The 26,378-nt window shown below is 70.6% G+C and carries 22 protein-coding genes; 15 read left to right on the top strand and 7 right to left on the bottom strand.

From position 1 onward, the window contains the following. Positions 1–747 precede the first annotated feature (747 nt). The 3 genes from ACWED2_RS33160 (at position 748) to ACWED2_RS33150 (ending at position 4,490) form a co-directional block, all read left to right on the top strand. A complete protein-coding gene (locus tag ACWED2_RS33160; protein ID WP_449694437.1) occupies positions 748–1,884 on the top strand; it encodes a glycerophosphodiester phosphodiesterase in 1,137 nt (378 codons plus the stop codon). Positions 1,885–1,924: 40 nt separating this feature from the next. Continuing rightward, a complete protein-coding gene (locus ACWED2_RS33155; protein ID WP_449694436.1) occupies positions 1,925–2,878 on the top strand; it encodes a serine hydrolase domain-containing protein in 954 nt (317 codons plus the stop codon). Between the two features lie 70 nt (positions 2,879–2,948). Further along, positions 2,949–4,490, top strand: coding sequence for an amino acid permease (locus ACWED2_RS33150; protein ID WP_449694435.1), 1,542 nt, complete (start codon positions 2,949–2,951; stop codon positions 4,488–4,490). Between the two features lie 43 nt (positions 4,491–4,533). Here the strand turns inward: ACWED2_RS33150 and ACWED2_RS33145 are convergent, their stop codons facing one another. Both ACWED2_RS33145 and ACWED2_RS33140 read right to left on the bottom strand, forming a co-directional pair. After that, a complete protein-coding gene (locus ACWED2_RS33145) occupies positions 4,534–5,394 on the bottom strand; it encodes a hypothetical protein (RefSeq protein WP_449694434.1) in 861 nt (286 codons plus the stop codon). A 19-nt stretch (positions 5,395–5,413) separates the two neighbouring features. Next, the gene (locus ACWED2_RS33140; RefSeq protein ID WP_449694433.1) at positions 5,414–6,526 is read right to left on the bottom strand and encodes an OmpA family protein; all 1,113 of its coding nucleotides are present in this window, start codon (positions 6,524–6,526) and stop codon (positions 5,414–5,416) included. A 579-nt stretch (positions 6,527–7,105) separates the two neighbouring features. Between ACWED2_RS33140 and ACWED2_RS33135 the strand changes: the two genes are divergently transcribed. Together ACWED2_RS33135 and ribA are read left to right on the top strand one after the other, a co-directional pair. After that, the gene (locus ACWED2_RS33135; RefSeq protein ID WP_449694432.1) at positions 7,106–8,470 is read left to right on the top strand and encodes a PfkB family carbohydrate kinase; all 1,365 of its coding nucleotides are present in this window, start codon (positions 7,106–7,108) and stop codon (positions 8,468–8,470) included. Next, positions 8,467–9,186 (top strand): GTP cyclohydrolase II RibA, encoded by a 720-nt coding sequence (gene ribA / locus ACWED2_RS33130; protein ID WP_449694431.1) that lies wholly within the window; start codon positions 8,467–8,469, stop codon positions 9,184–9,186. The genes ACWED2_RS33135 and ribA overlap by 4 nt, the downstream gene beginning before the upstream one ends. Positions 9,187–9,237: 51 nt before the next feature. Here ribA and ACWED2_RS33125 read toward each other — a convergent pair whose 3' ends face one another. After that, positions 9,238–10,467, bottom strand: coding sequence for an MFS transporter (locus ACWED2_RS33125; protein ID WP_449694430.1), 1,230 nt, complete (start codon positions 10,465–10,467; stop codon positions 9,238–9,240). A gap of 140 nt (positions 10,468–10,607) precedes the next feature. Between ACWED2_RS33125 and ACWED2_RS33120 the strand changes: the two genes are divergently transcribed. Next, on the top strand, positions 10,608–12,242 hold the full coding sequence (locus tag ACWED2_RS33120) for a Na+/H+ antiporter (protein ID WP_449694429.1): 1,635 nt from the start codon (positions 10,608–10,610) through the stop codon (positions 12,240–12,242). Here ACWED2_RS33120 and ACWED2_RS33115 read toward each other — a convergent pair. Continuing rightward, entirely contained in the window at positions 12,223–13,131 is a 909-nt protein-coding gene (locus ACWED2_RS33115) for a TIGR03564 family F420-dependent LLM class oxidoreductase (RefSeq protein ID WP_449694428.1), read from the bottom strand. The two genes, ACWED2_RS33120 and ACWED2_RS33115, sit on opposite strands and share 20 nt — an antisense overlap. 117 nt (positions 13,132–13,248) lie before the next feature. On the opposite strand from ACWED2_RS33115, the gene ACWED2_RS33110 reads away from it, so the two are divergent. Further along, positions 13,249–13,746, top strand: coding sequence for an OsmC family protein (locus tag ACWED2_RS33110; RefSeq protein ID WP_449694427.1), 498 nt, complete (start codon positions 13,249–13,251; stop codon positions 13,744–13,746). Here the strand turns inward: ACWED2_RS33110 and ACWED2_RS33105 are convergent. Beyond that, the gene (locus tag ACWED2_RS33105) at positions 13,743–15,029 is read right to left on the bottom strand and encodes an adenylosuccinate synthase (protein WP_093946017.1); all 1,287 of its coding nucleotides are present in this window, start codon (positions 15,027–15,029) and stop codon (positions 13,743–13,745) included. The two genes, ACWED2_RS33110 and ACWED2_RS33105, sit on opposite strands and share 4 nt — an antisense overlap. 94 nt (positions 15,030–15,123) lie before the next feature. Here ACWED2_RS33105 and ACWED2_RS33100 point away from each other — a divergent pair, with 94 nt between their 5' ends. The 3 genes from ACWED2_RS33100 to ACWED2_RS33090 all read left to right on the top strand — a co-directional run bounded on the left by ACWED2_RS33100 (position 15,124) and on the right by ACWED2_RS33090 (position 17,675). Then, positions 15,124–15,786 (top strand): hypothetical protein, encoded by a 663-nt coding sequence (locus ACWED2_RS33100; protein ID WP_449694447.1) that lies wholly within the window; start codon positions 15,124–15,126, stop codon positions 15,784–15,786. Between the two features lie 128 nt (positions 15,787–15,914). Continuing rightward, a complete protein-coding gene (locus tag ACWED2_RS33095) occupies positions 15,915–16,553 on the top strand; it encodes an HNH endonuclease family protein (protein ID WP_449694426.1) in 639 nt (212 codons plus the stop codon). Positions 16,554–16,571: 18 nt separating this feature from the next. Then, positions 16,572–17,675, top strand: coding sequence for a glycosyltransferase (locus tag ACWED2_RS33090; protein WP_449694425.1), 1,104 nt, complete (start codon positions 16,572–16,574; stop codon positions 17,673–17,675). A 21-nt stretch (positions 17,676–17,696) separates the two neighbouring features. On the opposite strand, the gene ACWED2_RS33085 is transcribed toward ACWED2_RS33090, so the two are convergent. Next, positions 17,697–19,574 (bottom strand): FAD/NAD(P)-binding protein, encoded by a 1,878-nt coding sequence (locus ACWED2_RS33085; RefSeq protein WP_449694424.1) that lies wholly within the window; start codon positions 19,572–19,574, stop codon positions 17,697–17,699. Between the two features lie 231 nt (positions 19,575–19,805). On the opposite strand from ACWED2_RS33085, the gene ACWED2_RS33080 reads away from it, so the two are divergent. From ACWED2_RS33080 to ACWED2_RS33065, 4 genes are all read left to right on the top strand, one after another. Beyond that, positions 19,806–20,096 carry a hypothetical protein gene (locus tag ACWED2_RS33080; RefSeq protein ID WP_449694423.1) on the top strand — a complete coding sequence of 97 codons (291 nt, stop codon included), beginning with the start codon at positions 19,806–19,808 and terminating at the stop codon, positions 20,094–20,096. Positions 20,097–20,178: 82 nt separating this feature from the next. Then, positions 20,179–21,324 carry an LLM class flavin-dependent oxidoreductase gene (locus ACWED2_RS33075; protein ID WP_449694422.1) on the top strand — a complete coding sequence of 382 codons (1,146 nt, stop codon included), beginning with the start codon at positions 20,179–20,181 and terminating at the stop codon, positions 21,322–21,324. Between the two features lie 314 nt (positions 21,325–21,638). After that, a complete protein-coding gene (locus tag ACWED2_RS33070) occupies positions 21,639–22,898 on the top strand; it encodes an MFS transporter (protein ID WP_449694421.1) in 1,260 nt (419 codons plus the stop codon). A 322-nt stretch (positions 22,899–23,220) separates the two neighbouring features. Beyond that, a complete protein-coding gene (locus tag ACWED2_RS33065) occupies positions 23,221–24,384 on the top strand; it encodes a GGDEF domain-containing protein (RefSeq protein WP_449694446.1) in 1,164 nt (387 codons plus the stop codon). 5 nt (positions 24,385–24,389) lie between these two features. Here the strand turns inward: ACWED2_RS33065 and ACWED2_RS33060 are convergent, their stop codons facing one another. After that, on the bottom strand, positions 24,390–25,034 hold the full coding sequence (locus ACWED2_RS33060; RefSeq protein ID WP_449694420.1) for a TetR/AcrR family transcriptional regulator: 645 nt from the start codon (positions 25,032–25,034) through the stop codon (positions 24,390–24,392). Between the two features lie 87 nt (positions 25,035–25,121). Between ACWED2_RS33060 and ACWED2_RS33055 the strand changes: the two genes are divergently transcribed. Then, positions 25,122–26,345, top strand: a complete 1,224-nt coding sequence (locus tag ACWED2_RS33055) for a lipase family protein (RefSeq protein ID WP_449694419.1) — start codon at positions 25,122–25,124, stop codon at positions 26,343–26,345. The last annotated feature ends 33 nt before the right edge of the window (positions 26,346–26,378 follow it).

Below are 26,378 nucleotides of genomic sequence, written 5' to 3'. Positions count from 1 at the left end.
TCCCCCCAACCCCGATCCGAAGCCCCAACCCGGCCGGCAGTGCCGGGTCAAGGCACGCTTTCCCGCCTTGACGCGGCACTGCCGGCCGTAGTCACAATCCCGGCTTCGGGGTGGTGGGCACCGAACAGCCCGTCGGCCGAAGAGAACGAAGGCAGCTGCACCCTCGGCAGCCCGAGCTCCCGGCTCCTAATCCCCACATGACCTACACAGCGACTTTGCCGGAGCCCTGCCCAGGGAGCGTGGGCCGTGCTCCCGCCTGGGGTGCCGCCGGGATCCGCAGTCTGCCGGGCCTTGCTCCTGCCCGGGAGCGCCGGGGGTCCACAAGTCCGCCAGGGTGTGGACAAGTCGGCCCACAGCGCCCGCGATCCGGCAGTTTTGTCCGCCCCCGCCGATACGCTGGAAGCGGGGGCAGCCCCCAGGGAGGGCGGGCCGTGCTCGGGGGTTTCGGCGACCGCCGCCCGCCTCAGCACGCCACTCGCCGCCGCCCCGCCTCAGCACGCCACTGCCCTGCGCCCCGCCTAAGCACGCCACTCGCCCCCGCCCCGCCTCAGCACGCGGCCCGTCTCAGCATGCCGCTCGCCGCAGCCCGCCGCGGGGCCGAGCCGTGCCGCGGCCCACAGCCGGGCGAACAGGAGTCCACGCGCCGTTTACCGCTTCGACCGGCCAGGTACGTACTTCGGACGCTTGCGGCATCAAAGGTGGCGCGGGTACATCCAGGGCACACCCTGTGTGAAAAGAGGTCACCAGATGAAGCGCAAACGTGTCGGCGTACTGACACTCGCCGGGTTGGTGTTGCTGAGCGTCGCCGGCTTCGCCGTCGGGTCGGCGGGCGCCGCCGAAAGTGGGTCCGCCGATGCGGCCGCGCGCGGGCGGGGCCACCATGACCCCGTGATCATCGGACACCGCGGCGCGCCCGGGTACCGGCCGGAGCACACCCTCGCCTCCTACGAGCTCGCCTACCGGATGGGCGTCGACTGGGTCGACGTCGACCTCGTGCCCACGAAGGACGGCCAGCTCGTCGCCCGGCACGAACCCGAGATCGGCGGCACCACCGACGTCGCGAAGCACCCCGAGTTCGCGAACCGGAAGAAGACCGTCGTGCTCGACGGGGTTACCACCACCGGGTGGTTCACCCAGGACTTCACGCTGGCCGAGCTGAAGACGCTGCGTGCGGTCGAGCGGATCCCGCAGAACCGGCCGCACAACACGCTCTACAACGGCCGCTACCAGATCGCCTCCTACCAGGAGGTGCTCGACCTGACCAAGCGGCTGGGCCGCGAGCTGCACCGGACGCTCGGCACCTACCCCGAGGTCAAGCACTCGACCTTCTTCCAGTCCATCGGCAACCCGACCGAGCCGAAGCTGGTCGAAATCCTCAAGCGCAACGGCCTCGACCGGCCGGACGCGCCCGCGATCATCCAGTCGTTCGAGGTGTCGAACCTGATCGCGCTGCACAAGCTGGTCCGCACGCCGCTGCTGCAGCTGACCTCGGCCTCCGGCGCCCCGGCGGACTTCGTCGCGAACGGCGACAAGCGGACGTACGCGGACCTCGTCACGCCGCAGGGGCTGCGCGAAGTCGCGAAGTACGCGAAGTACCTCGGGCCGGACAAGGCGCAGGTCATCCCGCGGGACAAGAACGACAACCTGGGCACGCCGACCGCGCTCGTCGCCGACGCGCACCAGGCGGGCCTGAAGGTGCAGCCGTACACGTTCCGGAACGAGAACCCGTTCCTGCCCGCGAACCTGCGCTCGTCGGCCGCGCCGGACGCCTTCGGTGACGTCTTCACCGAGGAAGCGGCGTTCTTCAAGGCCGGCGTCGACGGCTTCTTCGCCGACCAGCCGGACACCGCGCTGGAGTCGCTGCACGCGTTCCTGGGCCGTTAATCGCTTTGCGGCGGAGGGTGCTCCCGTGGACGCTGGGTCCATGGGGGCATCCTTCGACGAACTGGCCGCGGAACACTCGTTCTCCGGCGTGATCCTGGTGAGCCGCGGCGAGGAGACGCTCGCCGCGAAGGCCTACGGGCACGCACACATCGCGCACGGCGTCGAGAACACCGTCGACACGCGGTTCGCGATCGCCAGCGGCACGAAGGGCCTGACCGCGCTGGTCGTCGTCGGCCTGGTCGCCGAAGGACGGCTGGCGCTTTCGACGACCGCGCGCGAAGTCCTCGGCGAAGACCTGCCGCTGATCGACGACCGCGTCACCGTCGAGCACCTGCTGACGCACACGTCCGGCATCGGCGACTACTGCGACGAAGAGGCGGATCCACCGCCACCACCGACTCCGCTCCTCGCCACGTCGGCCGACTACCTCGCCGCCCTCGACGGGTATCCGCAGGTCTCCGCGCCCGGCACGGAGTTCCGCTACCACAACGGCGCCTTCGCCGTCCTCGGCTTGATCGCGGAACGGATCGCGGGCATACCTTTCGCCGACCTCGTCCGGCTCCGGGTGACCGAGCCGGCGGGCATGACGGACACGGCGTTCCTCCGCTCGGACGCGCTGCCCGCCCGGACGGCCACCGGCTACCTCGAAGACGGCCGCACCAACGTGTTCAGCCTGCCCGTCGTGGGCTTCGCCGACGGCGGGATCTACAGCTCCGCGCCAGACTTCCGGAAGTTCTGGCCCGCGCTGCTCGACGGCCGGCTCGTGCCGCGCGAGTGGGTGGACCGGATGCTGCGCCCGCACGCGGACGGCTACGGGCTGGGCTTCTTCCTCCCCCGGCCCGGCGTGGTGCGGCTGGTGGGCGGCGACCACGGCGTCACGTTCTGGAGCACGCACGAGCCGTCGTCCGGGCTCACCGCCACCCTGATCTCGAACAACCACCGAGGTGGCGGGCCCCTGCTGCGCCGGCTGGACGAGTTCTTCACGAAGGCTTGACACCCTCCGGCGCCAAGGCTACCTTCGGCGAATTCAATGGTCTGGCCGCATACCTTTCAAGAGGTGCTCGATGGATGTTTCCGACCAGCAGACCACTCCCGACCACGCCGACGACGACGCCGCCCGGCTACACCAGCTGGGATACGCCCAAGAGCTCAAACGGACGATGTCGGCGTTCTCGAACTTCGCCGTCTCCTTCACGATCATCTCGATCCTCTCCGGCTGCCTCACGCTCTACAAGTTCGGCATGCAGACCGGCGGGCCCGCCACGATGATCTGGGGCTGGCCACTGGTCGGCGTGTTCGTCGTGCTGGTCGGGCTCGGGATGGCCGAGGTCTGCTCCAGCTACCCGACCGCCGGCGGGCTCTACTACTGGGCCGCGAAGCTGGCGCCGAAGAACGGGCCCGCGTGGTCGTGGTTCACCGGCTGGTTCAACCTGATCGGCCAGATCGCGGTCACGGCGGGCATCGACTTCGGCGCGGCGCTGTTCCTCAACGCGTTCCTCGACCTGCAGTTCGGCTTCGAAGCGACGCCGGGGCACACCATCCTGCTGCTGGTGATCATCCTGGTCGTGCACGGCCTGCTGAACACCTTCGGCGTGCGGCTGGTCGCGATCCTCAACAACGTCAGCGTGTGGTGGCACGTGCTCGGCGTGTTGGTGATCGTCGGCGTGCTGGCGATCGTGCCGGACAAGCACCAGGACGCGTCGTTCGTCTTCGGCAGCTTCGTCAACCAGACGGGCTGGGGATCGTCGATCTACGTCTTCGCGCTCGGGCTGCTGGTCGCGCAGTACACGCTGACCGGGTACGACGCTTCGGCGCACATGACCGAGGAGACGAAGAACGCGGCCAAGGCCGGCCCGCGCGGGATCGTGACGTCGATCGTCGTCTCGCTCGTCGCCGGCTGGATCCTGCTCATCGGCCTGACGTTCGCGATCCAGGACTACGACGGCGCGGTGAACTCCGCGACCGGCGTCCCGCCGGCGCAGATCTTCATCGACGCCACCGGCGCGGTCACCGGCAAGTTCCTCCTGCTGATCTGCATCGGCGCCCAGCTGTTCTGCGGCATGGCGTCGGTGACGGCGAACTCCCGGATGATCTACGCCTTCGCCCGCGACGGCGCGATCCCGGGCTCGGGCTTCTGGCACAAGATCAACAAGCGCACGCAGACGCCGACCAACGCCGTGTGGCTCGCCGCGGGCGGCGCCTTGATCCTGGCCCTGCCGTACCTGTGGAGCGCGACGGCCTACGCCGCGGTGACGTCGATCGCCGTGGTCGGGCTGTACGTGGCGTACGTGATCCCGGTGTTCCTGCGCGTCCGCCGCGGCGACTCGTTCGAGCCGGGGCCGTGGTCGCTCGGCCGCTGGGGCAAGCCGATCGGCATCATCGCGACGGTGTGGGTCGCGCTGATCTTCGTGCTCTTCATGCTGCCGCAGGTGTCGCCGGTGACGGCCGCTTCGTTCAACTACACGCCGATCGCGTTCCTCGTGGTGCTCGGCGGGGCCGGCCTGTGGTGGGTGCTTTCGGCCCGGAAGTGGTTCAAGGGGCCGAAGGTCCAGGGTTCCGAGGCGGAACTGGCCGCGGTGGAAGAGGAACTGAAGCACCTCGGCTGACGTCCGGTGAGGGAGTCCCGCGCGGGACTCCCTCACCGCCCGCTCACTCGGCCGGCGCGCTCTCCCGTTCGGCGCGGCTGCGGAGCAGGTCGTACTGGCACCCGAGCTCGTAGGCCTGGTCTTCGTACTCGCGCTTGGCGGCCAGGTGCGGCCGGACGCACTCGCTGTAGTGGCGCAGGTCGTCCTGTTCGAGGGAACCGTCGCGGAACGCCGTCCAGAACACCAGCGTCGCCGACACGACCATGACGAGCGCGACGAGCACCGCCATCAGCAACGCGAGGCCGTTCATCCCGGACAGCAGCCCCTCGGTGGAGACCCGGACGAACATCACCACGCCCATCAGGCCCACCAGCAGCCCGACCGTCAGCAGGCTCAGCTTGGCGCCGGTGGACAGCCTGCTCCACTCCAGCTGACGGCGGTGGTTCTTGTGCTGGCGCTGGTTGTGGCCCAGGTGGTGCAACGCGGTCGCGGCGCCGACGGTGGCCAGCACCGAGATCACCACGCTGATGAGCAGCGGCAGCCCGAACGGCACCGCCCAGTCGACGTTGAACACCGAACTGGCCAGCCACAACATGATCGGCAGGTCGACCACGGTGACGGTGAGCAGGGTCAGCACCCGGGTGAGCCGGTTGACGCGGCGGTGGCGCAGGCTGCCGCGCACCTGCTCCAGCTCGATCAACCCGTCGAGGAGCTCCGCCCGGGCGTGGGCTTCGGCGACCGTGAGGTTCTGCCCGTGCGGGCCGACGACGTGGTCGTCCATCACCCGGTCGGCCAGGTAGCGGAGCTCCCGGATCCGGGCGAGCAACCGGTCTCCGGCAGCCGAGGAGCCCCCGGTGTGCGGACCCTCCCGCGGGCGCCGTGGCTGCGGGAGCGGCAGGTTGCGCGTCTCGTCGCTGCTGGTCATGGCGGTACCTCCTCGTCTGCTAGTAAGCGATCTCCACCCGCCGCATCGCGGCGGCCGCGGTTTCGTCGAACCGGCCGCCCACCATCGCCGTCCGGCCGGGCTGGGTCCCGATCCCGGCCGCGTCGAGCCGCTGGCGCACGCCGGCCTGGCCGAGTGCGTCGGCCACCGCCCGGGCGCGCTCGTCGGCGAGCTGCTGACGCCCGGCCGCGGTCGACCCCGGCGGATCGGCGGCGTAGCCCCGGATGGTCACCACCGCGCCGGGCCGGCCCGCCAACCGCGCGGTGATGCTCCCGGCGAGGGTGCGCAGCAGCTCCTGGGCACCCGGGGACAGCACCGCGGAGTCGCCCGAGAACCCGAGCGCGCTGTCGGACACGGTGGTGCTGACCTGCCCCGCGGGCCCCACGACCGACGTCACGCCGGGCACCGGCACGACCGGCGTGGCGACCGTGGCGTGGGACGGCTCGGCGGCGACCCGCTTGTCGTCGAAGTCGCAGCCGGCGGCCTGAGCTCGTGCGCAGATCGCCTGCCAGTACTGGAGGAGCTTGTCGTGCGTGGGTCCGGGCAGGGGCGGCTGCGCTCCGGCGACACTGCCGAGCCCGGTGAAGAGCACGTGCCAGTGTTCGAGGTGCGGCAACGCCTTCTTGGCGGCCAGCTGGTTCGCGACCTCTTCCGGCTCGGCGTCCCAGCCGACCTGCCGCAGGTCGAAGGCACCGGCCGTGCTCAGGCCGCTGCTCACGACGATCAGCCGGCCCGGGGTGATCCCGCGGGTGGCGGCGTCGATCCCCGCGAGCAGATCGAGCCCGGCCTGCGTGGCGGCGGTGGCGGCGATCGCGTCGACGGTGGCCTGGACGTTGCGGTCGATGAGCGACGGCCGTTGCAGCCCGTGCTCCAGCGAGCCGTCGGCCCGCCTCGGCGTCAGGACGAACTGCCGCGACTCCGCCCCGTCGGCGGTCGCGACGAGCGCGACGCTGCTGTTGCCGTCGCCACGCGAAGAGGCGTTTCCGCTGTTCGCGGCGTCGACGAGGAGCTTGCGGGCCACGTCGGTGACGGCGGGGCGGGGCTCGTTCGCGGTCGCGCTGGCGACGATGACGACCCGGTCTCCGCCGGCCGGGTCGACCGCCTTCGCGGGCACGGCACAACCGGCGACTGACAGCGCCAGCAGCCCGACGGCGGCAATTGCCGGACAGGGGCGCGCTCCGGCGCCGAGCAGCGCGGCTCCCTGCGGAATCCGCAGAGCGGACCCCGGACGAGTGAGGCTTGTTCCGTGGCCTGCACCTGAGTTGCAGGGCTTCATGTCGACCTCCCTGGGGCCGATGAGGCAACCACAGGGTGACATTTGCCGAGTAACGATGTCAATTGACGTGACGATAGGGAAGATACCGGTTTCGCCGACCGAAACCTCGACGTTCCGTCATGCGGCAGTCGGGTTACGCGCGAGACCGGGAGGTTGGTGACCCGAACGGACCAGCGGAGGAGGTACCCTCGCCCGCGGCAGTTGAACTGATCGTGACGCACGGCCGTGCACCTGCCATGGAACTGCCCGCGGTTTGTCCAGCAAGTGTCATGTTGAAGGCGTCAAATGACAGAAGGGTAGGCTGGGCTAATGGCGAAGCCCGACGCCGCCGTCGAGGGCGTCCGAAACGTCTTCCTCAAGCTGCGCACCCGCAGCGGCCTCAACGTCGAGCGGCTCGGCGCGACGGAGGTCGACGTCGTGCTGCTCGCCGAGCTGCCCGCCGTGCGCCGGTACGCGCGTGAGCACGCCGTGTCCACCGACCAGGCCATCGTCGACGTCGTCACCCGGGTCGCCGCCGATCTCGAACCGACCGACCGGCTGATCGCGGACGCCGTGCTCGCCCTCGGCGTGCTCGACGACCCGCTCGCCGGCCGGCCGAAGCTGCGCGGGCTGTACGCCGACGACCTCGGCAAGCGGCGCACCGCGCTCGCCCAGCACTGGGAGGCGTACCACCACCTGCTCGGCGTGACCGAGGTCCCGCCGCCGCCCACCGTGCGCACCCTGCGCGGCTCGGTCGAAGCGCGCGCGCTCGTCCGGCTCGCGGAGCGCTGCGTGCACAACCCGGAAGCCTCGCTGCTGGAGCCGGCCGCCGATGCGCGTGCGCCCAGCAACTCGATCGTCGTGGTCGGTGGTGCGGTGACGGACGTGGTCGTGGTCTCCGACGAGCTGCCCGGAATCGGGGCCGCGGTGCAGGCGACCTCGTTCGAGGAGCACCCCGGGGGCAAGGGCCTGAACCTGGCGGTCGCCGCGCGGCGGTTCGGCCTCCGCGCGCGGCTCTGCGCCGCCATCGGAGGCGACGAGGCCGCCCGCGAGCTCACCCGCTACATGCAGCAAGAAGGCCTCTCGACCGAGCTGATCCGGACGACGCCGGGAGAGGCCAATCCGCGGGCTTTGATGCTCGTGACACAACGGGGTGAGACTCGTTATCTGGGCTGGATGAACAAGGGTAAGGTCTCACTGTCCACAACGGAATTCGAGCAACCGCGCACGAAACGAGCAATCGCCGACGCCGATGCGGTCCTGATCACCTTGGAACCACCGGTGGAAACGGTGCAATGGGCGCTCGACACGGCCGCCCGGCAATCGCCGAAACCGCTGGTCCTGTTGCAGGCTTCGCCACCCATGGAAACGCCGCAACAGCTTTACCGGCATCTTCACGGCGTCGATTACCTCGTCGGCCGTGAAGGCGAACTGCGCGGGCTCCTGTCCTACCCGGGCCGCCCCGACACGGTCGACGCGCTGGCTGAGGAACTGCTCACCCTGGGCGTCAAGACAGTCTGCGTGGTGGAGAACTTCGGCGCCAAGATCCGCTCCCGGACCCGGTCCAGGGACATCGAGGGCCCGAACGTTCCGCTCGAAGACACTCCCGGAGCGCGGGAAGCCTTTTCCGCGGCTCTGACTTTCCAGCTCCTCAAGGACGGCGGAGACCTGACCGTGGCCGCTCTCGAATGGGCGATCCGGGCCATGACCGTCAACCTCACGCTCGAGGAGATCACCGACTCCATGCCCGGCACCGAAGACGTCGACCGGCTGTGGAGAAGACCTGACGTGGAGAACCCGTGACCGAGGTCGTGGAGCACGAACTGCAGGATTCGGACGGCGATTTCCGGGTCGTCGTCCTCGACGGCACCAAACAACCCAATCCGGCGTGCGCGGCGGTGTTCGGCGAGCCGCGGGACGGGTGTCTCGTGCGGATCCAGTCCCGCTGCCTCTACGGCGAGATATTCGGGTCCACCAACTGCGACTGCCGTTACCAGCTCGACAAGTCGGTCGAAGAGATCAAGCAGCACTCCGGGGTCCTCATCTACCTGGACCAGGAAGGCCGAGGTGCCGGGCTACTGACGAAGGCGCGCGGCTACCGGCTCTGCCAGGACACCGGCATGGACACGTTCGCCGCGTACGCGGCATTGGAGTGCAAGGCCGACTCCCGGTCGTACGGGGACGCCGTGGCGTTGCTGAAACAGCTGGGGCTCAAGGAAGTCACGCTGCTCACCAACAACCCCGAGAAGCTGGCCGGCCTCGACGTCGGCGGCCTGAAGGTGCGGCACCGGTCGTTGGTGATGCCGGAGCCGGGCGGCCACACGCTCGCTTACCTGGTCGCCAAGCGCGACAACCAGGAACACATGCTGTCCGTCGCCGCGCGGCTGCGCTGGCGCGTCATCCGGTTCGCCGGGTCACGCTGGCTCAGCCCCCGCCGGGCTGCCCTGCGCAAGGCCGCGGCACACCCGGCCCAGCCTGTGCGCGAGGGCACCCAGGCGAGCGCGGAGCGAGCCGCCTGACCACCGTCCCCGGACAGCCCGGTGCGGCTGTCCGGGGACATCCGGCGCCTTTCAAGTGGTCGCCGGGCGGGTTTCGGCGATCTCCGGCACCGGACTCCGATGGCCGGGGCGGACCACCGTCACCGCCGCCGCTCCCAGGGCTCCCACCGCTGCGAATGCGTAGAAGCCCCATGGGTACGCGATGCCCGCCGTCAGCAGGGCGCCGCCGAGGATGGGGCCGGAGATGGCGCCTATCCGGCCGATGCCCGCGGACCAGCCCAGGCCCGTGGCCCGGATCGCGTCCGGGTAGATGCGGCCGATGTAGGCGTACACCAGCACCTGGGCGCTGAACACGAAGCAGCCGGTCAGGAACACCGCCGCGTACAGCCCCACCGCGGGCAGTTTCACGCTCAGCAGGGCGAGGAACACCGCGCCCGCGCAGAACCAGACGATGGCCGACGGGCGGATGCCGACGCGGTCGGCGACCCGGCCCGCGACGAGCAGGCCCACGATGCCGCCGACGTTCAGCGTCAGCAGCAGGCTCAGCGCCGCACCCAGTGGGTACCCCGCCTGGCGCATGATCTCCGGCAGCCAGGTGTTCAGGCCGTAGACCAACAGCAGGCCCATGAACGAGGTGACCCAGAACGCGATCGTCGCGCGCAGCAGGCCGCCGCGGAACAGCCCGGCGACGGCGTGCCCCGCCGACCGCTCCGTCTCGCGGACCCGCTCGAACGTCTCGGACTCCGGCAGGTACTTCAGCATCAGCGGGACCAGGACCAGGGCCGGCAGCGCGCCGGCGACGAACATCGCCCGCCAGCCCAGCGGCGAGATCAGCACGATGCCCAGCAGCGCGGTGAGCACCGCACCGACGTGGTAGCCGGTCATCACCGTGGTCGTCGCGCTGCCGGCCCTGCCCTGCCGCGCGTACTCGGTGACCAGCGTGATCGCCGTCGGCAGGCAGCCGCCGAGGCCGAGCCCGGCGACGAACCGCAGCAGCCCGAAGACGAACGTCGACGGCGCGAACGCGCACAGCAGGGTACACAGCGAGAACAGCGTCACGGAGATGATCAGGGACTTCCGGCGGCCGATGACGTCGGTGACCGTGCCGATCGCCAGCCCGCCCAGCATCATCCCGGCGAGCCCGACGGTCGACACGACCGACGCCGTGGCCGGCGTCAGGCCCCAGACGTGGCCGCGGAGCAGCACGGGCAGCACCGTGCCGAGCACGACCAGGTCGAACCCGTCGAGCAGGACGGCGGTCCAGGCCAAGGGCACGACCCAGGAGCGGGTGCCAGGGGACATCGAAACCTCCGGAGGTGCACGCCGTCCGCACACCTGTGCGGATCGCGAACGAGTATGCACATCACCACCGACAGTTTCCATCGCCCTTCCACTCCCCGGAAGCCCAGCAGGGGCGCACGACCTGCGGAAAGATCCCCGGGGTGGAAATTCTGACGCTGATGGGCGTGCTCGCCGGTTCGCTGGCGCTGACCGCGGTCGCCCGGCGCTACAACCTGTCGGCGCCGTTGCTGGTGGTGGCCGTCGCACTCGGCGTCGCGCTGATCCCCGGCGTGCCGCGGCTGGAGCTCGAGCCGGAGCTGGTCCTCACCGTCGTGCTGCCGCCGCTGCTCTACTCGACGTCGCTCGAGAGCTCGCTGACGCACTTCAAGCGGGCGCTGCGGCCGATCGTCGCGCTCGGCGTGGTGCTGGTGGCGGTGACCGCGCTGGTCGTCGCCGTGCTCGTGCACCTGCTGCTGCCGGACGTGCCGTTCGCGGCGGCGCTGGTCCTCGGGGCGGTCGTGGCGCCGCCGGACGCGGTGACCGCGGTGGCGATCGGCCGCAAGCTCGGCCTGCCCCGGCGGGTGATGACCGTGCTGACCGGGGAAAGCCTGGTGAACGACGCCGCCGCGCTGACGCTGTACAAGGTCGCGCTGGCCGCCGTCGCGGGCACCGCCGGCTCGGTCGGGCACGGGTTCGCGGTGTTCGGCGTGGCGACCGTGCTGGGCATCGGCGTCGGCCTGGCCATCGGCGCGCTCGTGGTGCTGATCCGGCGGCAGCTCGACGACCCGCTGATGGAGTCGGCGTTCGGGATCATCGTGCCGTTCGCCGCGTACGTCACCGCCGAACACCTGCATCCCTTCGGCGACGACTTCAGCGGTTCCGGTGTGCTCGCCGTCGTCGCGGCGGGGCTGTTGCTCGGCCACCGCGCGCTGTACGCGTCACCGGCGACCCGCATGCAGGACAGATCGGTGTGGGCGTCGATCGACGTCCTGCTGGAGGCGCTGGTCTTCGCGCTGATGGGGCTGCAACTGCCCTTCGTGCTGGACGGCGCCCAGCACGCGGCCCGCGACAACGGCACGCTGGCGCTGGTCGCCGTGGCCGTGCTGGCGGTGACGATGCTGGTCCGGATCCCGGCGGTGTTCGTCTCCGCCTACCTGCCGCAGACGGTCCGGCTGTTCGGCCGCGACCGCGAAGCACCGTCGTGGCGCACGCTGGCGGTGGTGTCGTGGACGGGCATGCGCGGCGTGGTGACGCTCGCCGCGGCGGCCGGTGTCCCGGCGGACACCCCGGGACGCGCGGAGATCCAGCTGTTCGCGTTCACCGTGGCCATCGGCACGGTCCTCGTCCAAGGGCTGACGCTGCCCCCGCTGATCCGGGCGCTGAAGGTCGAAGACCCCACGGAAGCATCACGGGACGAGGCGGAAGAGCTCGCCGCGCGGGAAGTCGCGAAAAAGGCGGCGCAGGAGCGGTTGCGCGAGATCGGCCACGAGCGGCTGGCTTCGCTGGATCTGCCCCAGGAGAAGGTGGACCGGCTCAAGGAGCGGCTCCAGCGGTTGATCGACATGCGCTACCGGTTCGCCAAGGCGGCGATCACGCTGTCCGGCGAGGAACACTCCGGCAGCCCGCAGGCCCAGTTCGCGAAGGCCCGGCGAGAGCTGCTGATCACCCAGCGCAAGGCGATGATCGAGGAGAACCGCGCGGGCCGGCTCGACGACGAAGTCCTGCGGAAGGTGCTGCAGGAACTGGACCTGGAGGAACTGTCGGTGACCGCGATGCTCACGAACCGGATGAGCTGAGCGCCGCCCAGGTCCGGAGCCGCTCTTCCGCGGAGCGGATCCCGGTCTGGGTCAGGACGACGTCGGTGGCGCCGGCGTCGAAGTAACGCCGGATCCCCGCCGCGACGGTCTTTTCGTCGCCGATCAGGGCCAGCTCCACGGGGTGGTCCACGCCTTCCGCGTCGAGGACCTTCCGGTACGACGGGATCTGCCCGTAGAGGGCCATCCGCTCGGCGGCCAGCGCGCGGACGGCGTCGGGATCGTCGGTGACGACGGCGGGAACACCGGCGATGATCCGCTTGCCGTCGGGAAGGGCCGGGACGATCCGCTCGGCCAGAACTCTCGGCCCGGCGAGGTACGGGAAGGTGCCGTCGGCCAGTTCCCCGGTGACGGCCAGCGCCTGCGGCCCCATGGCGGCGACGATGACCGGGACGTCGTTCCCACCGGCCACTGTGGACGGTCCGGGCGAGTGGGCGCGCACGGTCTCCCCGTCGAAATCGACGGCCTCCCCGGCGAAGGCCTGCCGGAGAACGGTCAGGTATTCACGCAGGTGGCGGATCGGCGGCGGGTGGTCGATCCCGTAAACGGGCCCGAGGAAGCCCTGGGAGCCCAGGCCGATCCCGAGCGTGAACCGGCCACCGGTGGCGGCCTGCGCGGTCAGCGCGGCGCTCGCGACCAGCAGCGGGTGGCGCGGGTAGGTGGGCACGACGGAGGTGCCGACCTCGATCCCGGGCACTTCCCGCCCGGCCAGCGCGGCGACCGCGACGGCGTCCTGGCTCAGCGGGAGCTGGGAGAACCAGACTGACTTCAGCCCGGCCTCGGCGGCCTGGCGGGTCTGTGCGAGGAGCTCATCGACGAGGTTCGGCGCCGAGTCCGTGTCCCCGGCAGGCAGCGCGACTCCGATGGTCATGATCCCAAGCTAGCGAGCGCCGCTACCGGGAACCGGGCTTCCCAGGAATTGAGAACCCGAGCGCGCGGGAGTGAATTCGCCCACCCTGAAGCAAAATCACGATCTTCAGGAGAGCCCATGTCGCTGACCGAAGTCATCGAAGGCACCCGCAAGGCCGTCGACGCCGATCCGCACAACGCCGCCGTCTCCTTCAGCGTCGCCCACGTTCTCAAGCCCGGGACCGCAACCGAAGTCGAGGTGAACGTGCGGGACCACCGCTTCACCGTCGACGAACCACCGGCGCTCGGCGGCACCGACCAGGCGGCCAACCCCGTCGAGTACGCGCTGGCCGCCCTGGGGTCCTGCCAGGTCGTCACCTACCAGTTCTGGGCGGCGAAGCGCGGGATCCCGATCGACTCCATCAAGGTCACCGTCGACGGGGACCTCGACCTGCACGGCTTCTTCGGCTTCTCGTTCAACACGCGGCCCGGGTTCGGGGACGTGCGCGTGTCCGTCGAAATCGAGGGCCCGGCGAGCCGGGAGCGCTACGAAGACCTCAAGCGCGAGGTCGACGAGCACTGCCCGGTGCTCGACCTGTTCCGGAACGAAACGCCCGTCAGCACGAAGCTGACCTAAACGAACTGATGCCGCACGATCGTCTGCTCGCGGCCCGGGCCGACGCCGATCGCGGAAATCCGGGCGCCGGACAGCTCTTCCAGGCGCTCGACGTACGCGCGGGCGTTCGCCGGGAGCTCCTCGAACGTGCGGCACGCCGAGATGTCCTCGAACCAGCCCGGGTGCTCTTCGTAGATCGGGATCGCGTGGTGCACGTCGGTCTGCGTCATCGGCATGTCCTGCGTGCGGAATCCGTCGACTTCGTAGCCGACGCACACCGGAACCTTCTCCAGGCCGGACAGCACGTCCAGCTTCGTGAGGAAGTAGTCGGTGATGCCGTTGACGCGCACCGCGTACCGCGCGATCACCGCGTCGAACCAGCCGGTGCGGCGCGAGCGGCCCGTCGTCACGCCGAACTCGCCGCCCTGCTTGCGCAGGTACTCGCCGGACTCGTCGTGCAGCTCGGTCGGGAACGGGCCGGAGCCGACGCGCGTGGTGTACGCCTTGAGGATGCCGAGCACCGTCGTGATGCGGCCCGGCCCGATGCCCGAACCCGCGCTGGCGCCGCCGGACGTCGGGTTCGACGACGTCACGAAGGGGTAGGTGCCGTGGTCGACGTCGAGCAGCGTGCCCTGTGAGCCCTCCAGCAGCACCGTTTCGCCGCGCTCGAGGGCCTGGTTGAGCTGCAGCCGCGTGTCGGCGATGCGGTGCGCGAACTTCTCGCCCGCCGCCAGCACCTCGTCGGCGACCTGGTCGGCGTCGAGGGCCTTGCGGTTGTAGACCTTCACCAGCACCTGGTTCTTGAACTCCAGCGCGGCTTCGACCTTCTGGCGGAAGATCTTCTCGTCGAGCAGGTCCTGCACGCGGACGCCGACGCGGGCGATCTTGTCCTGGTAGCACGGCCCGATGCCGCGGCCGGTGGTGCCGATCTTGCGGCTGCCGAGGTACCGCTCGGTGACTTTGTCGATGGCCACGTGGTACGGCATGATCAGGTGCGCGTCGGCCGAGATCAGCAGCTTGGACGTGTCCACGTCCCGCGCTTCGAGGCCGGAAAGCTCCTCCAGCAGCACGCCCGGGTCGACCACCACGCCGTTGCCGATGACGTTCGTCACGCCCGGCGTGAGGATGCCGGACGGGATGAGGTGCAGGGCGAAGTTCTCGCCGTTCGGCAGGACGACCGTGTGGCCGGCGTTGTTGCCACCCTGGTAGCGGACGACCCACTGGACACGGTCACCCATCAGGTCGGTGGCCTTGCCCTTGCCTTCGTCTCCCCATTGGGCACCGATGAGCACGATGGCCGGCATGTGACACTCCAGGTGTTCGACGACGTGAGGTTTAGTGTCCCGGACGGACACCGGTGGCGCTGCTAAATGCCGGTGCATGACTGTAACGGAGGACATGCGGGTGCGCGGAATCGTGGTGGCATGTGGTGCCGACGCGGCCGGCTTCGAAGAGGTCGACGACGTCGAGTCGGTCCGCGTGCCGAGCCGTCCCGGCAAGGCGGAAATCGACCCCTTGCTGGGCGAACACGATCACCTGGTGGTCTCGGGCACGGACGCCGACCTCGCCGCGGTCGTGCTGCGCCTGCTCCGGAAGGACGCGCTCTCCGGCGTGTCGGTCGGGTTCGTGCCGTCGTCGCCGGATTCGGTCGTCGGCGCGCTCTGGGGGCTGCCGAAGACGCCGCTGCGGGCACTCGCGCTGGCCTTGCGCGGCGAGGTCGACCCGGTGCCGCTGATCCGCGACGACGTCGGCGGCGTGCTCGTCGGGCGCGGGCAGCTGCGGCTGGTCCGCGGCGTGGCCTACGCCGACGAGCAGGTGGCGTTGCGCGGGCCGGCCGCGTCGATCGAGGTGACGCCGGACCCCGGCGGGCCCGGCATGGCCGTCCGCGTGGTGAAGGGCACGATCTTCAAGCGGCCGTCGACGCTGTACTCGCGGGCGTTCCAGATCGGCTGCATCCCGACCCGGCCGGTGCGCGACGACGTCGTCTACGAGCGCGCGGTGAACAAGTGGACCTGGTACCGGCACACCGAAGACCTGAGGCTGGTCCGGGGCGCCGTCTGAACAAACTGTACGGTGACCCGCGAGTAACCCGCTGTTCATTGCCCAGCAGCAAGCTGTCACCTATACGTGTTGTACCCGCCACTCCGGTGCTTCAGGGTTAGCTGTCCCCACTACCCGGAGGCAGCAAAATGCCAACCAGGCGCGCTGTTCGTCATACGTTCACTGTCCTCGCGGTCACCGCGGCGCTGTCCGGCACCCTGGCCGGCGTCGCGGACGCGACCCCGCCGGGCATCCCGTCGGCCACCACGGCGAAGTCCGAGCTCGCGGCCCTGACCGTCAAGGCCGACGGCTCGCAGACCGGCTACAGCCGCGACAAGTTCCCGCACTGGATCGACCAGGGCAACAGCTGCAACACCCGCGAAGTGGTGCTCAAGCGCGACGGCACGAACGTGGTGACCGATTCGAGCTGCGCCGCGACCTCCGGCAAGTGGGTCAGCCCGTACGACGGCGCGACCTGGACCGCGGCGTCCGATGTGGACATCGACCACGTCGTGCCGCTGGCCGACGCCTGGCGCACCGGCGCGTCGTCGTGGACGACCGCGCAGCGCCAGGCGTTCGCGAACGACCTCAGCGACCCGCAGCTGATCGCCGTGACCGACAACGTCAACCAGGAGAAGGGCGACAAGTCGCCCGACCAGTGGAAGCCGCCGCTGGTCGGCTACTGGTGCACCTACGCGAAGATGTGGGTCGCGGTGAAGTACAAGTTCAAGCTGACCGTCAACTCCGCCGAGAAGACCGCGCTGACGGACATGCTCAACCGCTGCTGACGCCGGTACGCTCGGGCGGTGCGGATCCTCTTCACGTGCCGCCCGGCGTACGGCCACCTCTTCCCCCTGCTCCCGCTGGCGAACGCGGCACGCGCGGCCGGGCACGAGGTCGTCTTCGGCACCGGCGAGGCGTTCGTGCCGAAGGTGCGTGAGCTCGGTTTCGAGACCCACCGCGTGGGCATCTCCATCAGCGACGCCGAGGCCGAGGCCCGGCGGCGGCACGGCCCGGACGCCGGCTTCGTCGACGTCGGGATCACGACGTTCGCCGAGCTGCTGCCGCAGGCCACGATGGCCGACCTGCGGCCGCTGCTCCCCGAGCTGCGTCCCGGCCTGGTGGTCCACGAACAGAGCGACGTCGGCGCCGGCGCACTGGCGCGGCAGGCGGGCGTCCCGGCCGTCTCGCACGTGATCGGGTCGTTGCCACCGGAAGCCCTCGCCATCGCGGCCGAACGGCTGGCCCCGCTCTGGGGCACGGCGCCCGCGGACGCCATGCTCGGCGACGCCTGCGTCGACATCTGGCCGGGCAGCGTCCGCGACCCGGGAACGGCAGCCGTGCCGACGGTGTTCCGGATGCGCCCGACGCAGTACGACGCCGACGTCCCGCTGCCCCCGCTCCCGGAAGACGGCTTCGCGTACCTGACGCTGGGCACGGTGGTCTTCGGCGCAACGCAGGTGCTGCGCGGGGCGATCGCCGCCCTGTCGCGGCTGCCGGTGGACGTGCTGGTGGCGGTCGGCCCCGGCGACCCCGCGGCGCTGGGCCCGGTGCCGGAAAACGTGCGGGTGGCCGGGTTCGTGCCGCAGGCCGAGGTGCTGAAGCACGCCGGGCTGGTGGTGCACCACGGCGGCACGGGGACGGTGCTCGGCTCGCTCGCCGCGGGCCTGCCGCAGCTGGTCCTGCCCCAGGGCGCCGACCAGTTCGCCAACGCCGAGACGCTGTCGGCCCTCGGCGCGGCGAAGGCCCTGGTCGGCGACGCCGTCCGCATCCCCGCGATCGAGGCGGCGGCCCGCGAACTGCTGGAAGGCTCGGCAGCGCGGAAGGTCGCCCAGGGGATCGCGGCCGAGATCGCCGGCATGCCCACCCCGGAGCAGGTTCTCAGCGAACTGGTCACCTGGGCCTCGTGAGTGGTAATTCGGGTTAGAACCCTAATTACCACTCACGAGGGCCAGGATTTCGCGGGCTACGGCGTCGTTCTGGCGGAAGGACAGCGCGTTCGTCCGCGGCCGGGTGAACGCCGCCGCCGAGCGGGCGCTCGTGTGCGGGCCCACCGCGAACCGGTGCGGGTGCGGACGTCCGGTGCCGTCGAGCAGGCGCGAGTCCGAGACCCGCGTGTGGATGCGGCCCGACGGCAGCAAGGCGCCCGTGGCCGGGTCCGCCACCGTCTCCTCCGCCAGCTCGCCGGTGTCGCGCAGCTGCCGGAGCAGGCCGTCGGCCGCGCGGGTCACGCTCGGGTCCGGCAGCCGCGCCTCGATCAGCGTGCGGGCCTCGACGGTTTCCGGGTGGCTCGCCGACGTCGCCACGAAGACGCCGCGCTCCGCCGTCACCCGCAGTTCCGCGCCGGCGAAGGAAACGATCCCCGCCTCGTGCAGGGCCAGCAGCTCCTCCAGGCGGCGCGGCGGCGGACCACTGGCGTAGTAGGAGAAGAACCCGTGGAACCAGCCGTCCATATCGGACACCTGGGAGGCGGCGGCCATACGTCCTTTTTGGACCAGCGTGGGCAGCTGGCCGTACACCGACAGCAGCGCCATGAAGGCACCAAGGTCCGCGCTGAACTCCTGGTCCGCCCGGCGCGCCAGGTCGGCCTCGACGTACTTGCGCAGTTCCTTGCCGAACTCCTCCGCCGTGCCGAAGGCGCGGCCCGCCATCGGCCGGTCCAGCCGGTCGAGGTCGAGGCGGTCGGCCTCGGCGGGCACCGCCCGCGCGACGAGGTCCCGCATGGCGGGCGAATCCCAGGCCAGGTCGGCGAAGGCGTCGGCGAACACGGCGAAGTCCATCCGGACGCGCTCGGGGTGCCCGGTGAACAGCTCGCTGTAGTAGCCCCAGGCCAGTTCCTTCGCGACCAGCGGCCAGACGTCGGCGCGGAAGTCGAGCGCGTCCCCCGGCAGCGCGTCCATGGCGTAGGCGTCGAAGAACCTGGGCAGCCGCAACGGTTTCCCGCGCAGCCGGTAGCCGATCTTCGCGTGGTAGGGCACCCCGCGCCGGGAGCCGACGTGCAGCACCGGCTCGGCGCCGCTCGGGTGGTAGCGCAGGCCGCCGCACGGGAGGTCCTCGAACCGGCCGCCGCGGCCCTCGGTCAGCAGCAGCATCAGGTCGACGAACGCCAGCCCGAACCCGCGCACCAGCACGGTTTCGCCCGGTGCGACAGCCGAGTAGTCGACGTCGGCGGTGTAGCCGGCCGGGTAGTAGGCCAGCCCGTGCCGCGCGGCGAACGCCACCAGCTCGCGCTCCCGCTCGTCCGGTTCGGCGTCGAGGTGGCCGACGGTGAAGACGACCGCGTCCGCCACGACCGCCGTTCCGTCGGACAGGTGGACGGTGTACCCGTCGACGCCGGTCGCGCGGGCCGCGTGCTCGACGACGTCGATGCCGTCGGGCAGGTCCTCGACGACCTTCCGGTACACCCAGGTCAGGTAGGCGCTCTGCAGGCGCCGGGTGGGGAAGTGGAAGGGGCCGAGCGCGGTCAGCTCGGCGACGACGTCGGCCGGCACGTCGGCGTCGAGGCCGCCGTCCCGCACCTGCCGGGCCCACTCCAGCAGCGATGGCCCCGGCCGCACCGGGCCCGCCATCGTCACCGAGTCGTCGGTGAACATCGTGACGTCCTCGGGCATGGAGTTCATCCGCAGCAGCGGTGACTGGTCGTAGCGCCACACCCGGCCGGGCCCCGGCGGGAACGGGTCGACCAGGTGCACCTCGAGCCGACGGCCGCCGGGCAGTTCGCCCGCGTTCGCGCCGAGCCGTTCGAGGACGCCGACCCCGCGGGGTCCGGCGCCCACGACGACCAGGGTGAACGGCGGGAGATCGGCCACGGATCCGAAGCTACGCCGGGCTTTCGCGGCCGGGAGTCCTTCCCACAGAGCGGAACCCATCCAGGCCGCGCGCGGCTCCGAAGCCCTGGGGTACGCCGGCGAAAGGAGCGGACTTGACCTTCGTCCACCGAGGCGCCCGGGCCTCTGCCAGCTTCCTGCGGGGGTCCGGGCGGCGAAGCCACCGGCCCGCGGCGGAGCCACGGCTGCCACAGCCAGCCCACCTGCGAATACTTGCCCGATGAGATCGGTTCGCCGCACCGCGTCCACACCGCGCAGGACGTGGTCGGCACCCTCCTACGGGGGAACTGGGCGATCTTCGCCCACGAATGGGCCGATCCGGACGGGATCGACCCCGAGCACTGGCGGGACGTCGTCGAGGCCGCCGCGGAGGCGGCCGGGGTCGACGTCGAGTTCGTGGTCATCCCGCGCCGGTCCCTGACCGTCGTGTTCAACCGGGCGAGCCCGCCCACCTTCGAGCAGGTCCGCGCGTCGATCGAGGTCATCGAGGCGCACCGGCGGTAGTTCCACCCTGCGGACGTCGTTGCCGCCCACCGCGCGCCAGGCGTAGCCGTGGGTGGTACCGAGGCGAGAGAAGGTGGGCGGAATGCCGGTGGAGTTCCTGGGCATCGGGGGCACGCACGACGGGTCGGAGACGCACGCCCGCTCCGGCGGGGTGTTCGACAAGGAGTACACGCTGCGCCTGGCCCGCGCGCACGAGGACTTCGGCTGGGACCGGGTGCTGTTCGCCTACGGCTCCGGCTCGCCCGACCCCGCGCAGGCGGCCGCGTACGTCGCCACGAAGCTCGACAAGCTGCAGATCCTGCTCGCCCACCGCCCGAACGTCTCGTACCCGACGTTCGCCGCGAAGACGTTCGCGACGCTCGACCAGATCTCCGACGGCCGGCTGACCGTGCACTTCATCACCGGCGGCAACGACCACGAGCAGCAGCGCGAAGGCGACTACCTGACGAAGGACCAGCGCTACGCGCGCACCCGCGAGGCCATCCAGATCATCAAGAAGGCCTGGACGTCGGACGAGCCCTTCGACTTCGAGGGCGAGCACTACCGCTTCGCCGACTACGTCAGCGACATCAAGCCCGTGCAGCAGCCGCGGCCGAACGTCTCCTTCGGTGGCTCGTCGCCCGCCGCATACGCCGCCGGCGGTGCCGAAGCGGACATCTACTGCCTCTGGGGCGAGCCGCTGGCGCAGACCGCGGAGCAAATCGAGTCGGTCAAGGCCGCCGCGGCGGCCGCCGGCCGCACCGACGTGCCGCGGATCCAGGTCGCGTTCCGGCCCATCATCGCGCCGACCGAGGAGCTGGCCTGGGAGAAGGCGTACGCCACGGTCGGGGCGATCAAGGACCGCACCAAGGGCGGGCAGCCGCTGACCCGGCGGCACAAGCTCACCGAACCCGAGAACACCGGCTCGCAGCGGCTGCTGGAGATCGCGGCGAACGGCGAGCGGTTCGACCGCGCGCTCTGGACGCCGACCGCGGCCGCGACCGGCGGCGCGGGCAATTCGAACGCACTGGTCGGGACGCCGGAGACGGTCGCGCAGGCCCTGCTCGACTACTACGACCTCGGCGTGGAGATCCTGTCCGCCCGCGGCTACGACATGCTCGGCGACACGATCGACTTCGGCCGGTACGTCATCCCGATCGTCCGCGAAGAGGTGGCCAAGCGCGACGCCGGCCGCGCCGCCGAGGCCCTCCGGAAGCCCGCGGAGGACGCCCTCGCCGTCGACGGCTGACCTCGCGTTTCCCCGGTAGCCACCTCGCGAACGCGAGGTGGCTACTTTTGCCCCTGGCGACCGACCAAGCGGTACGGAATGATCGATTGGTGACTCCTGAGCCACCGGTCAGACACTGCGGGCTATCGTCTGACCCGTTCGGGAAGATCCGTGACACCTTCGATACCAGCGAAAGAACCTAGAGATTTACCAACAGTCACGGGACACTGGCTGAGGTAACTCACGTACCGTGACTGCCTCATGACCCACTGGTTGTCTCGTCACCGGAGGTCATGGGACGGACTCGGTCTGCACAAGAGGTCGGGAGAAAACGCATGGCAGCACCGCCGGATCGCGTCACGTTCCGCGAGGTGTTCGGGATCGCCGAGTTCCGCGCGCTGTGGTTCGGCGAGCTGCTCTCGATCGCCGGCGACCAGCTGGCCAGGGTCGCGCTGTCCATCCTCGTGTTCACCGGGACGAACTCCGCGACGCTCACCGGCCTCACGTACGCCCTGACCTACGCGCCGTCGCTACTGGGCGGCATCTTCCTGACCGGCTTCGCCGACCGGTTCCCGCGCCGCAGCGTGATGGTGCTCGTCGACCTGCTGCGCGCCGGCCTGATCCTGCTGGTCGCCCTGCCCGGCATGCCGTTCTGGCTGATGTGCGTGCTGGTCGGCGGCGTTTCCCTGGTCAACCCGCCGTTCAAGGCGTCCCAGCTGGCGCTGCTGCCGCAGGTGCTCGAAGGCGACCGGTTCGTCGTCGGGATGGGCATCCGGAGCATGACCGTGCAGACCGCCCAGCTGCTCGGCTTCGCCGGCGGCGGCGCGCTGCTGATCGCCCTCGACCCGCACGTGGCGCTGGTCGTCGACGCCGCCACGTTCGTGCTGTCGGCCCTCTTCGTGCGCTTCGGCGTCCGCGCCCGGCCGGCCGCGGCGACCGGCGAGCAGCGGAAGTCCTTCTTCGCGACGCTCGGCGGCGGTGGCCGGACGGCGTTCGCGAGCTCGCCGCTGCGGACGCTGGTGCTGTTCACCTGGCTGATGGGGCTGCTGCCCGTGTACGAGGGCATCGCCGCGCCGTACGTCACCGCGGCGGGCGGCGGCCCCGAGGCGATCGGCCTGCTGCTCGCGGCCGACCCGATCGGCAGCGTCATCGCGACCTTCGCCTACACGCGCTGGGTGCCCGCGCGGCTGCGGCCGAAGCTGATCGGCCCGCTGTCGGCGCTGTGCGCCGTGCCGCTGGTGCTCTGCTTCCTGAACCCCGGCCCGGTCTCGTCGATCGCGCTGTTCATCATCTCGGGCGGCCTGGGCACGGTCTGCCTGCTGCAGGCGACGGCATCACTGACCCTGGCCGTGCCCGACGAGCAGCGGGCGCAGGTGATGGGCCTGTCCAACACCGGCCTGACCACGATGATGGGCATCAGCCCGCTGATCGGCGGCGTGCTCGCGGATCAGCTGACCCCGCACGGGACGGTCGGGATTTTCGGCCTCGCCGGGATCCTGCTCACGCTGCCGCTGGCGGTGCTGTGGAGCCGGGCGCTGTCGGGCGAGCCGGACCGGTGGATCGACAAAGAAGCCGCACGCGCCGAACATGCATGACATGCCCCGGCGCGTGGGCTCGACCTGCGCGACCTTGCGGTGCGCTGTGCGGTCACTGTTCTTTGCCGCGCATCGCTGGCCACCTCTCGTTCCGGTGTCAAAGAAAAAGTACACACCGAAAGCCCTTGTGGACAGCACGCGAACGGTCTGAAACTGTCCGTGAGTACTTTGTCACCGTACAACCACGCAAGGGTCTGGGGGAAAAATGGTCACATCGGGGGAACAGCGCGGCCAGGACTTGATTTCTCGCGTTCAGGGGTGGGCACTGTGGACCCGCCCCCGCGACTGGATCATCGCGACGCTGACCGCCATCGCGGTCATGCTGAGCTGGACGGCCGTTTCGCTGTTGACCGTGCCGGTCACCGTCGCCCAGCTGGGCACGTTTGCGCTGCTCACAGCGTTGGCCGTGGCGCAGACGGAGGTCAGCAGGCGGCTCGAGCGGCAGCGCCGCATCCTCAGCAACGGGCCCTACATCTCGATGACTTCGGTGTGGCTGCTGCCCGCCGGCCTGCTCTTGCCGGCCCAGCTGATCGCCGCGCTCGGTGTCGTGCTGTACGTCTACCTTGCGTTCCGTAGCTGGTCCGGCACCCGTCCGGGTGAATTTCACCGCGTGGCCGCGAACGCCACCACGATGATCCTCTCGGCCTTCTCCGCGGGTGTCGTCGGTCACATGACCATCGGCAGCGGCGTGGCCACGGTGACGCTCGCCGCGCTGGCCTTCTTCACGGTCAACACCGCACTGACCGGCCTCGACCTCTACCTCGCCGACCCGAAGAACGCGACCCCGGTGTCGTGCCTCGGCAACATGGACGACAACCTGCTCGAACTGTCCACTTTGTGCGTCGGCGCGCTGCTGGTGATGGTGCTCAACGAGGAGCCGCTGCTCTCGGTGCTGGTGATCCTGCCGCTGTACGTGCTGCAGCGGTCCGTGCTGATCAAGCGGCTGGAGGAGCTGGCCACCACGGACCAGAAGACGCAGCTGCTCAACGCCACCACCTGGCAGGACGGCGCGCAGCGCGAGATTTCGCGCGCGGAGCGGGAAAACGGCAGCTTCGGCGCCATGATGATCGACCTCGACCACTTCAAGCGGATCAACGACACCTACGGGCACCTCGCGGGGGACGACGTGCTCAAGGCGGTCGCCGCCGTGGTCAAGCAGGAGACCAGGGCGCACGACCTGGTCGGCCGGTTCGGTGGCGAGGAGTTCGTCGCGCTGCTGCCTTCGACGTCCAAAGAGGATGCGATCGTCACGGCGGAGCGGATCAGGCAACGGGTCAGTGAGCTGATCATCAGCACCACGACCAACGAAGGCGCCGCCGTCGACATCGAACGGCAGACCGCGTCCATCGGCGTCGCCGCCTACCCGCTGGACGGTTCGTCCATCGAGGAGGTCATGGCCTCCGCCGACGCGGCCGTGTACGCGGCCAAACACGGCGGGCGCAACCGGGTGGTGGGCTCGGCCGCGGCGGCCTTGGCCGCGGCTTAGCGCCCTTACCGCAACCGGTCGATGACGTCGCTCGCCTTGGTCTGCAGGCGGGCGACGCCGCCCACGGTGAATTCGGTGAGCAGGTCGATCAGGGCGTCCTGGTCCGGCGGCTCGCCGTCCCAGGTGGCCTGGACCAGTGACTCGGTCATCGCGAAGAAGAGCGTGACGAGCGCGCGGTCCGCCCGGCCGGAGTCGATGCCGTGCGCGGCCCACCGCTTGCGGCTGGCTTCGGCGTAGACGACGGCCAGCCGCTCCCTCAACCGGGTGAGAGCGGGGTCGCCCGCGCGCTCGGCCGCACGGAGCACGCCGTAGCCCTCGGGGTGGTCGGCGACGTAGGTGACCATGTTGGCGTAGTTCGCCCGCGCCCAGGCCCGCAGACCGTGCTGGGTGTCGGCCACCGACGGCCCCGCGATGGCCGTGAAAGCCTTCTCTTCGGTCTCCGCCACGACCTCGGCGAACAGGGTCGCGCGATCGCCGAACTGCTCGTAGACGGCTTGACGCGAGACGCCGGCCTCCCGCGCGATCTGCTCGATCGTCGCACCCTGCATCCCGTGCTGCGCGACGACCCGCGCGGTCGCGTGCACGACGCGGGCGCGCTGCTCCGAAAGCGGGAGCTTGCGCGGCCGCCCGCGCGGAGCGGGGCTTGACATGTGGTCCACCTCACGTGACTCTTTTTCCGACACCTCTGTCTAAAAAAGGTGTCCCCGCGCACTCGACCTGCTCAACGAGGAGCAAGCATGCGTATCTTCCCCCGCCGCGCCCGCTCCGCGGCCGTCGCCACGGTTTCCGTTCTCGCGCTGGCGACGCTCGGCCCGCCGCCGGCCTCCGCCGCGTCCTTCTACGACCCGCCTTCGCCCCTGCCGGCGGGCGGCAACGGCGACGTCATCCGGCACGAGACGTCGACGTTCTACATCGATCCGATCCAGCTGATCAAGGCCGACGCGAACGTGCAGCGGATCATGTACCGCAGCACCGACACGCACGGCTCGCCGATCGCCGTCACCGGCACGGTGCTGACCCCGCGCTCGGCGTGGCACGGCGCGGGGGTGCGCCCGATCGTCTCCTACGCCGTCGGCACGCAGGGCGAAGGCGACGACTGCGCTCCCTCGAAAGCGCTTGCCGCCGGCTTCGAGTACGAAGGGCCGTTCATCGCCGGGCTGCTGACCAGGGGCTACGGCGTCGTCGTCACCGACTACGAGGGGCTGGGCACGCCCGGGGACCACACCTACGTCAACCGCGCGTCGGAGGGCCACGCGGTGCTCGACGCGATCCGCGCGGCGCAGCGGCTGCCGGAGGCGGGGCTGCCGGACGACGGCCCGGTCGCGATCGCCGGCTACTCCCAGGGCGGCGGGGCGTCGGCCGCGGCGGCCGAACTGCAGCCGAGCTACGCGCCCGAGCTGAAGCTGAAGGGCGCGTACGCGGGCGCGGTGCCGGCGGACCTCGCCGAGGTGGCCAAGAACCTCGACGGGCACTACGCGTTCGGGTTCCTGGCGTTCGCGATGGTGAGCATGAACTACGCCTACCCGGAGCTGAACATCCCCGGCCTGCTCAACGCCCGCGGCAAGCAGCTGTTCGAGCAGGTCCGCACGGAGTGCACGGTCGAGGCGATCGCCGCGCACGCGTTCACGCACTCGGAGACGCTGACCGCCGACGGGCGGCCGGTGACCGGGTTCCTCGGCGAGGAGCCGTACGCCTCGCGGGTGGGCGAGCAGAAGATCGGGACGCTGAAGCCGACGGCGCCGGTGCTGATCGTGCACAGCGCGCTCGACGACATCGTGCCCTACGCGCAGGACCGCGACCTGGGCCGGACGTGGTGCGGCAAGGGCGTGAAGGTGCAGTTCAGCACCACGTTGATCCCGACGCACGTGCTCGCCGCGGTGCGGGCGTTCCCGGAGGCGTTCGCCTGGCTCGAGGGCCGCTTCGCCGGCCGGCAGGCGCCGGTCAACTGCGGCTGGTTCTGAGGTCTGCCGCAGCCCGTCGTGAGTGGTAATTCG

This window comes from Amycolatopsis sp. NPDC005003, assembly GCF_053600695.1.
This window is presented reverse-complemented; position numbering and strand designations above follow the sequence as displayed.

What these genes read in the sequence shown, in the direction of transcription:
- ACWED2_RS33160 (WP_449694437.1), top strand. Translation starts at nt 748, where the DNA reads ATGAAGCGCAAACGTGTCGGCGTACTGACACTCGCCGGGTTGGTGTTG.
- ACWED2_RS33155 (WP_449694436.1), top strand. Translation starts at nt 1,925, where the DNA reads ATGGGGGCATCCTTCGACGAACTGGCCGCGGAACACTCGTTCTCCGGC.
- ACWED2_RS33150 (WP_449694435.1), top strand. Translation starts at nt 2,949, where the DNA reads ATGGATGTTTCCGACCAGCAGACCACTCCCGACCACGCCGACGACGAC.
- ACWED2_RS33145 (WP_449694434.1), bottom strand. Translation starts at nt 5,394, where the DNA reads ATGACCAGCAGCGACGAGACGCGCAACCTGCCGCTCCCGCAGCCACGG.
- ACWED2_RS33125 (WP_449694430.1), bottom strand. Translation starts at nt 10,467, where the DNA reads ATGTCCCCTGGCACCCGCTCCTGGGTCGTGCCCTTGGCCTGGACCGCC.
- ACWED2_RS33115 (WP_449694428.1), bottom strand. Translation starts at nt 13,131, where the DNA reads ATGACCATCGGAGTCGCGCTGCCTGCCGGGGACACGGACTCGGCGCCG.
- ACWED2_RS33110 (WP_449694427.1), top strand. Translation starts at nt 13,249, where the DNA reads ATGTCGCTGACCGAAGTCATCGAAGGCACCCGCAAGGCCGTCGACGCC.
- ACWED2_RS33105 (WP_093946017.1), bottom strand. Translation starts at nt 15,029, where the DNA reads ATGCCGGCCATCGTGCTCATCGGTGCCCAATGGGGAGACGAAGGCAAG.
- ACWED2_RS33100 (WP_449694447.1), top strand. Translation starts at nt 15,124, where the DNA reads ATGCGGGTGCGCGGAATCGTGGTGGCATGTGGTGCCGACGCGGCCGGC.
- ACWED2_RS33095 (WP_449694426.1), top strand. Translation starts at nt 15,915, where the DNA reads ATGCCAACCAGGCGCGCTGTTCGTCATACGTTCACTGTCCTCGCGGTC.
- ACWED2_RS33075 (WP_449694422.1), top strand. Translation starts at nt 20,179, where the DNA reads ATGCCGGTGGAGTTCCTGGGCATCGGGGGCACGCACGACGGGTCGGAG.
- ACWED2_RS33070 (WP_449694421.1), top strand. Translation starts at nt 21,639, where the DNA reads ATGGCAGCACCGCCGGATCGCGTCACGTTCCGCGAGGTGTTCGGGATC.
- ACWED2_RS33060 (WP_449694420.1), bottom strand. Translation starts at nt 25,034, where the DNA reads ATGTCAAGCCCCGCTCCGCGCGGGCGGCCGCGCAAGCTCCCGCTTTCG.
- ACWED2_RS33055 (WP_449694419.1), top strand. Translation starts at nt 25,122, where the DNA reads ATGCGTATCTTCCCCCGCCGCGCCCGCTCCGCGGCCGTCGCCACGGTT.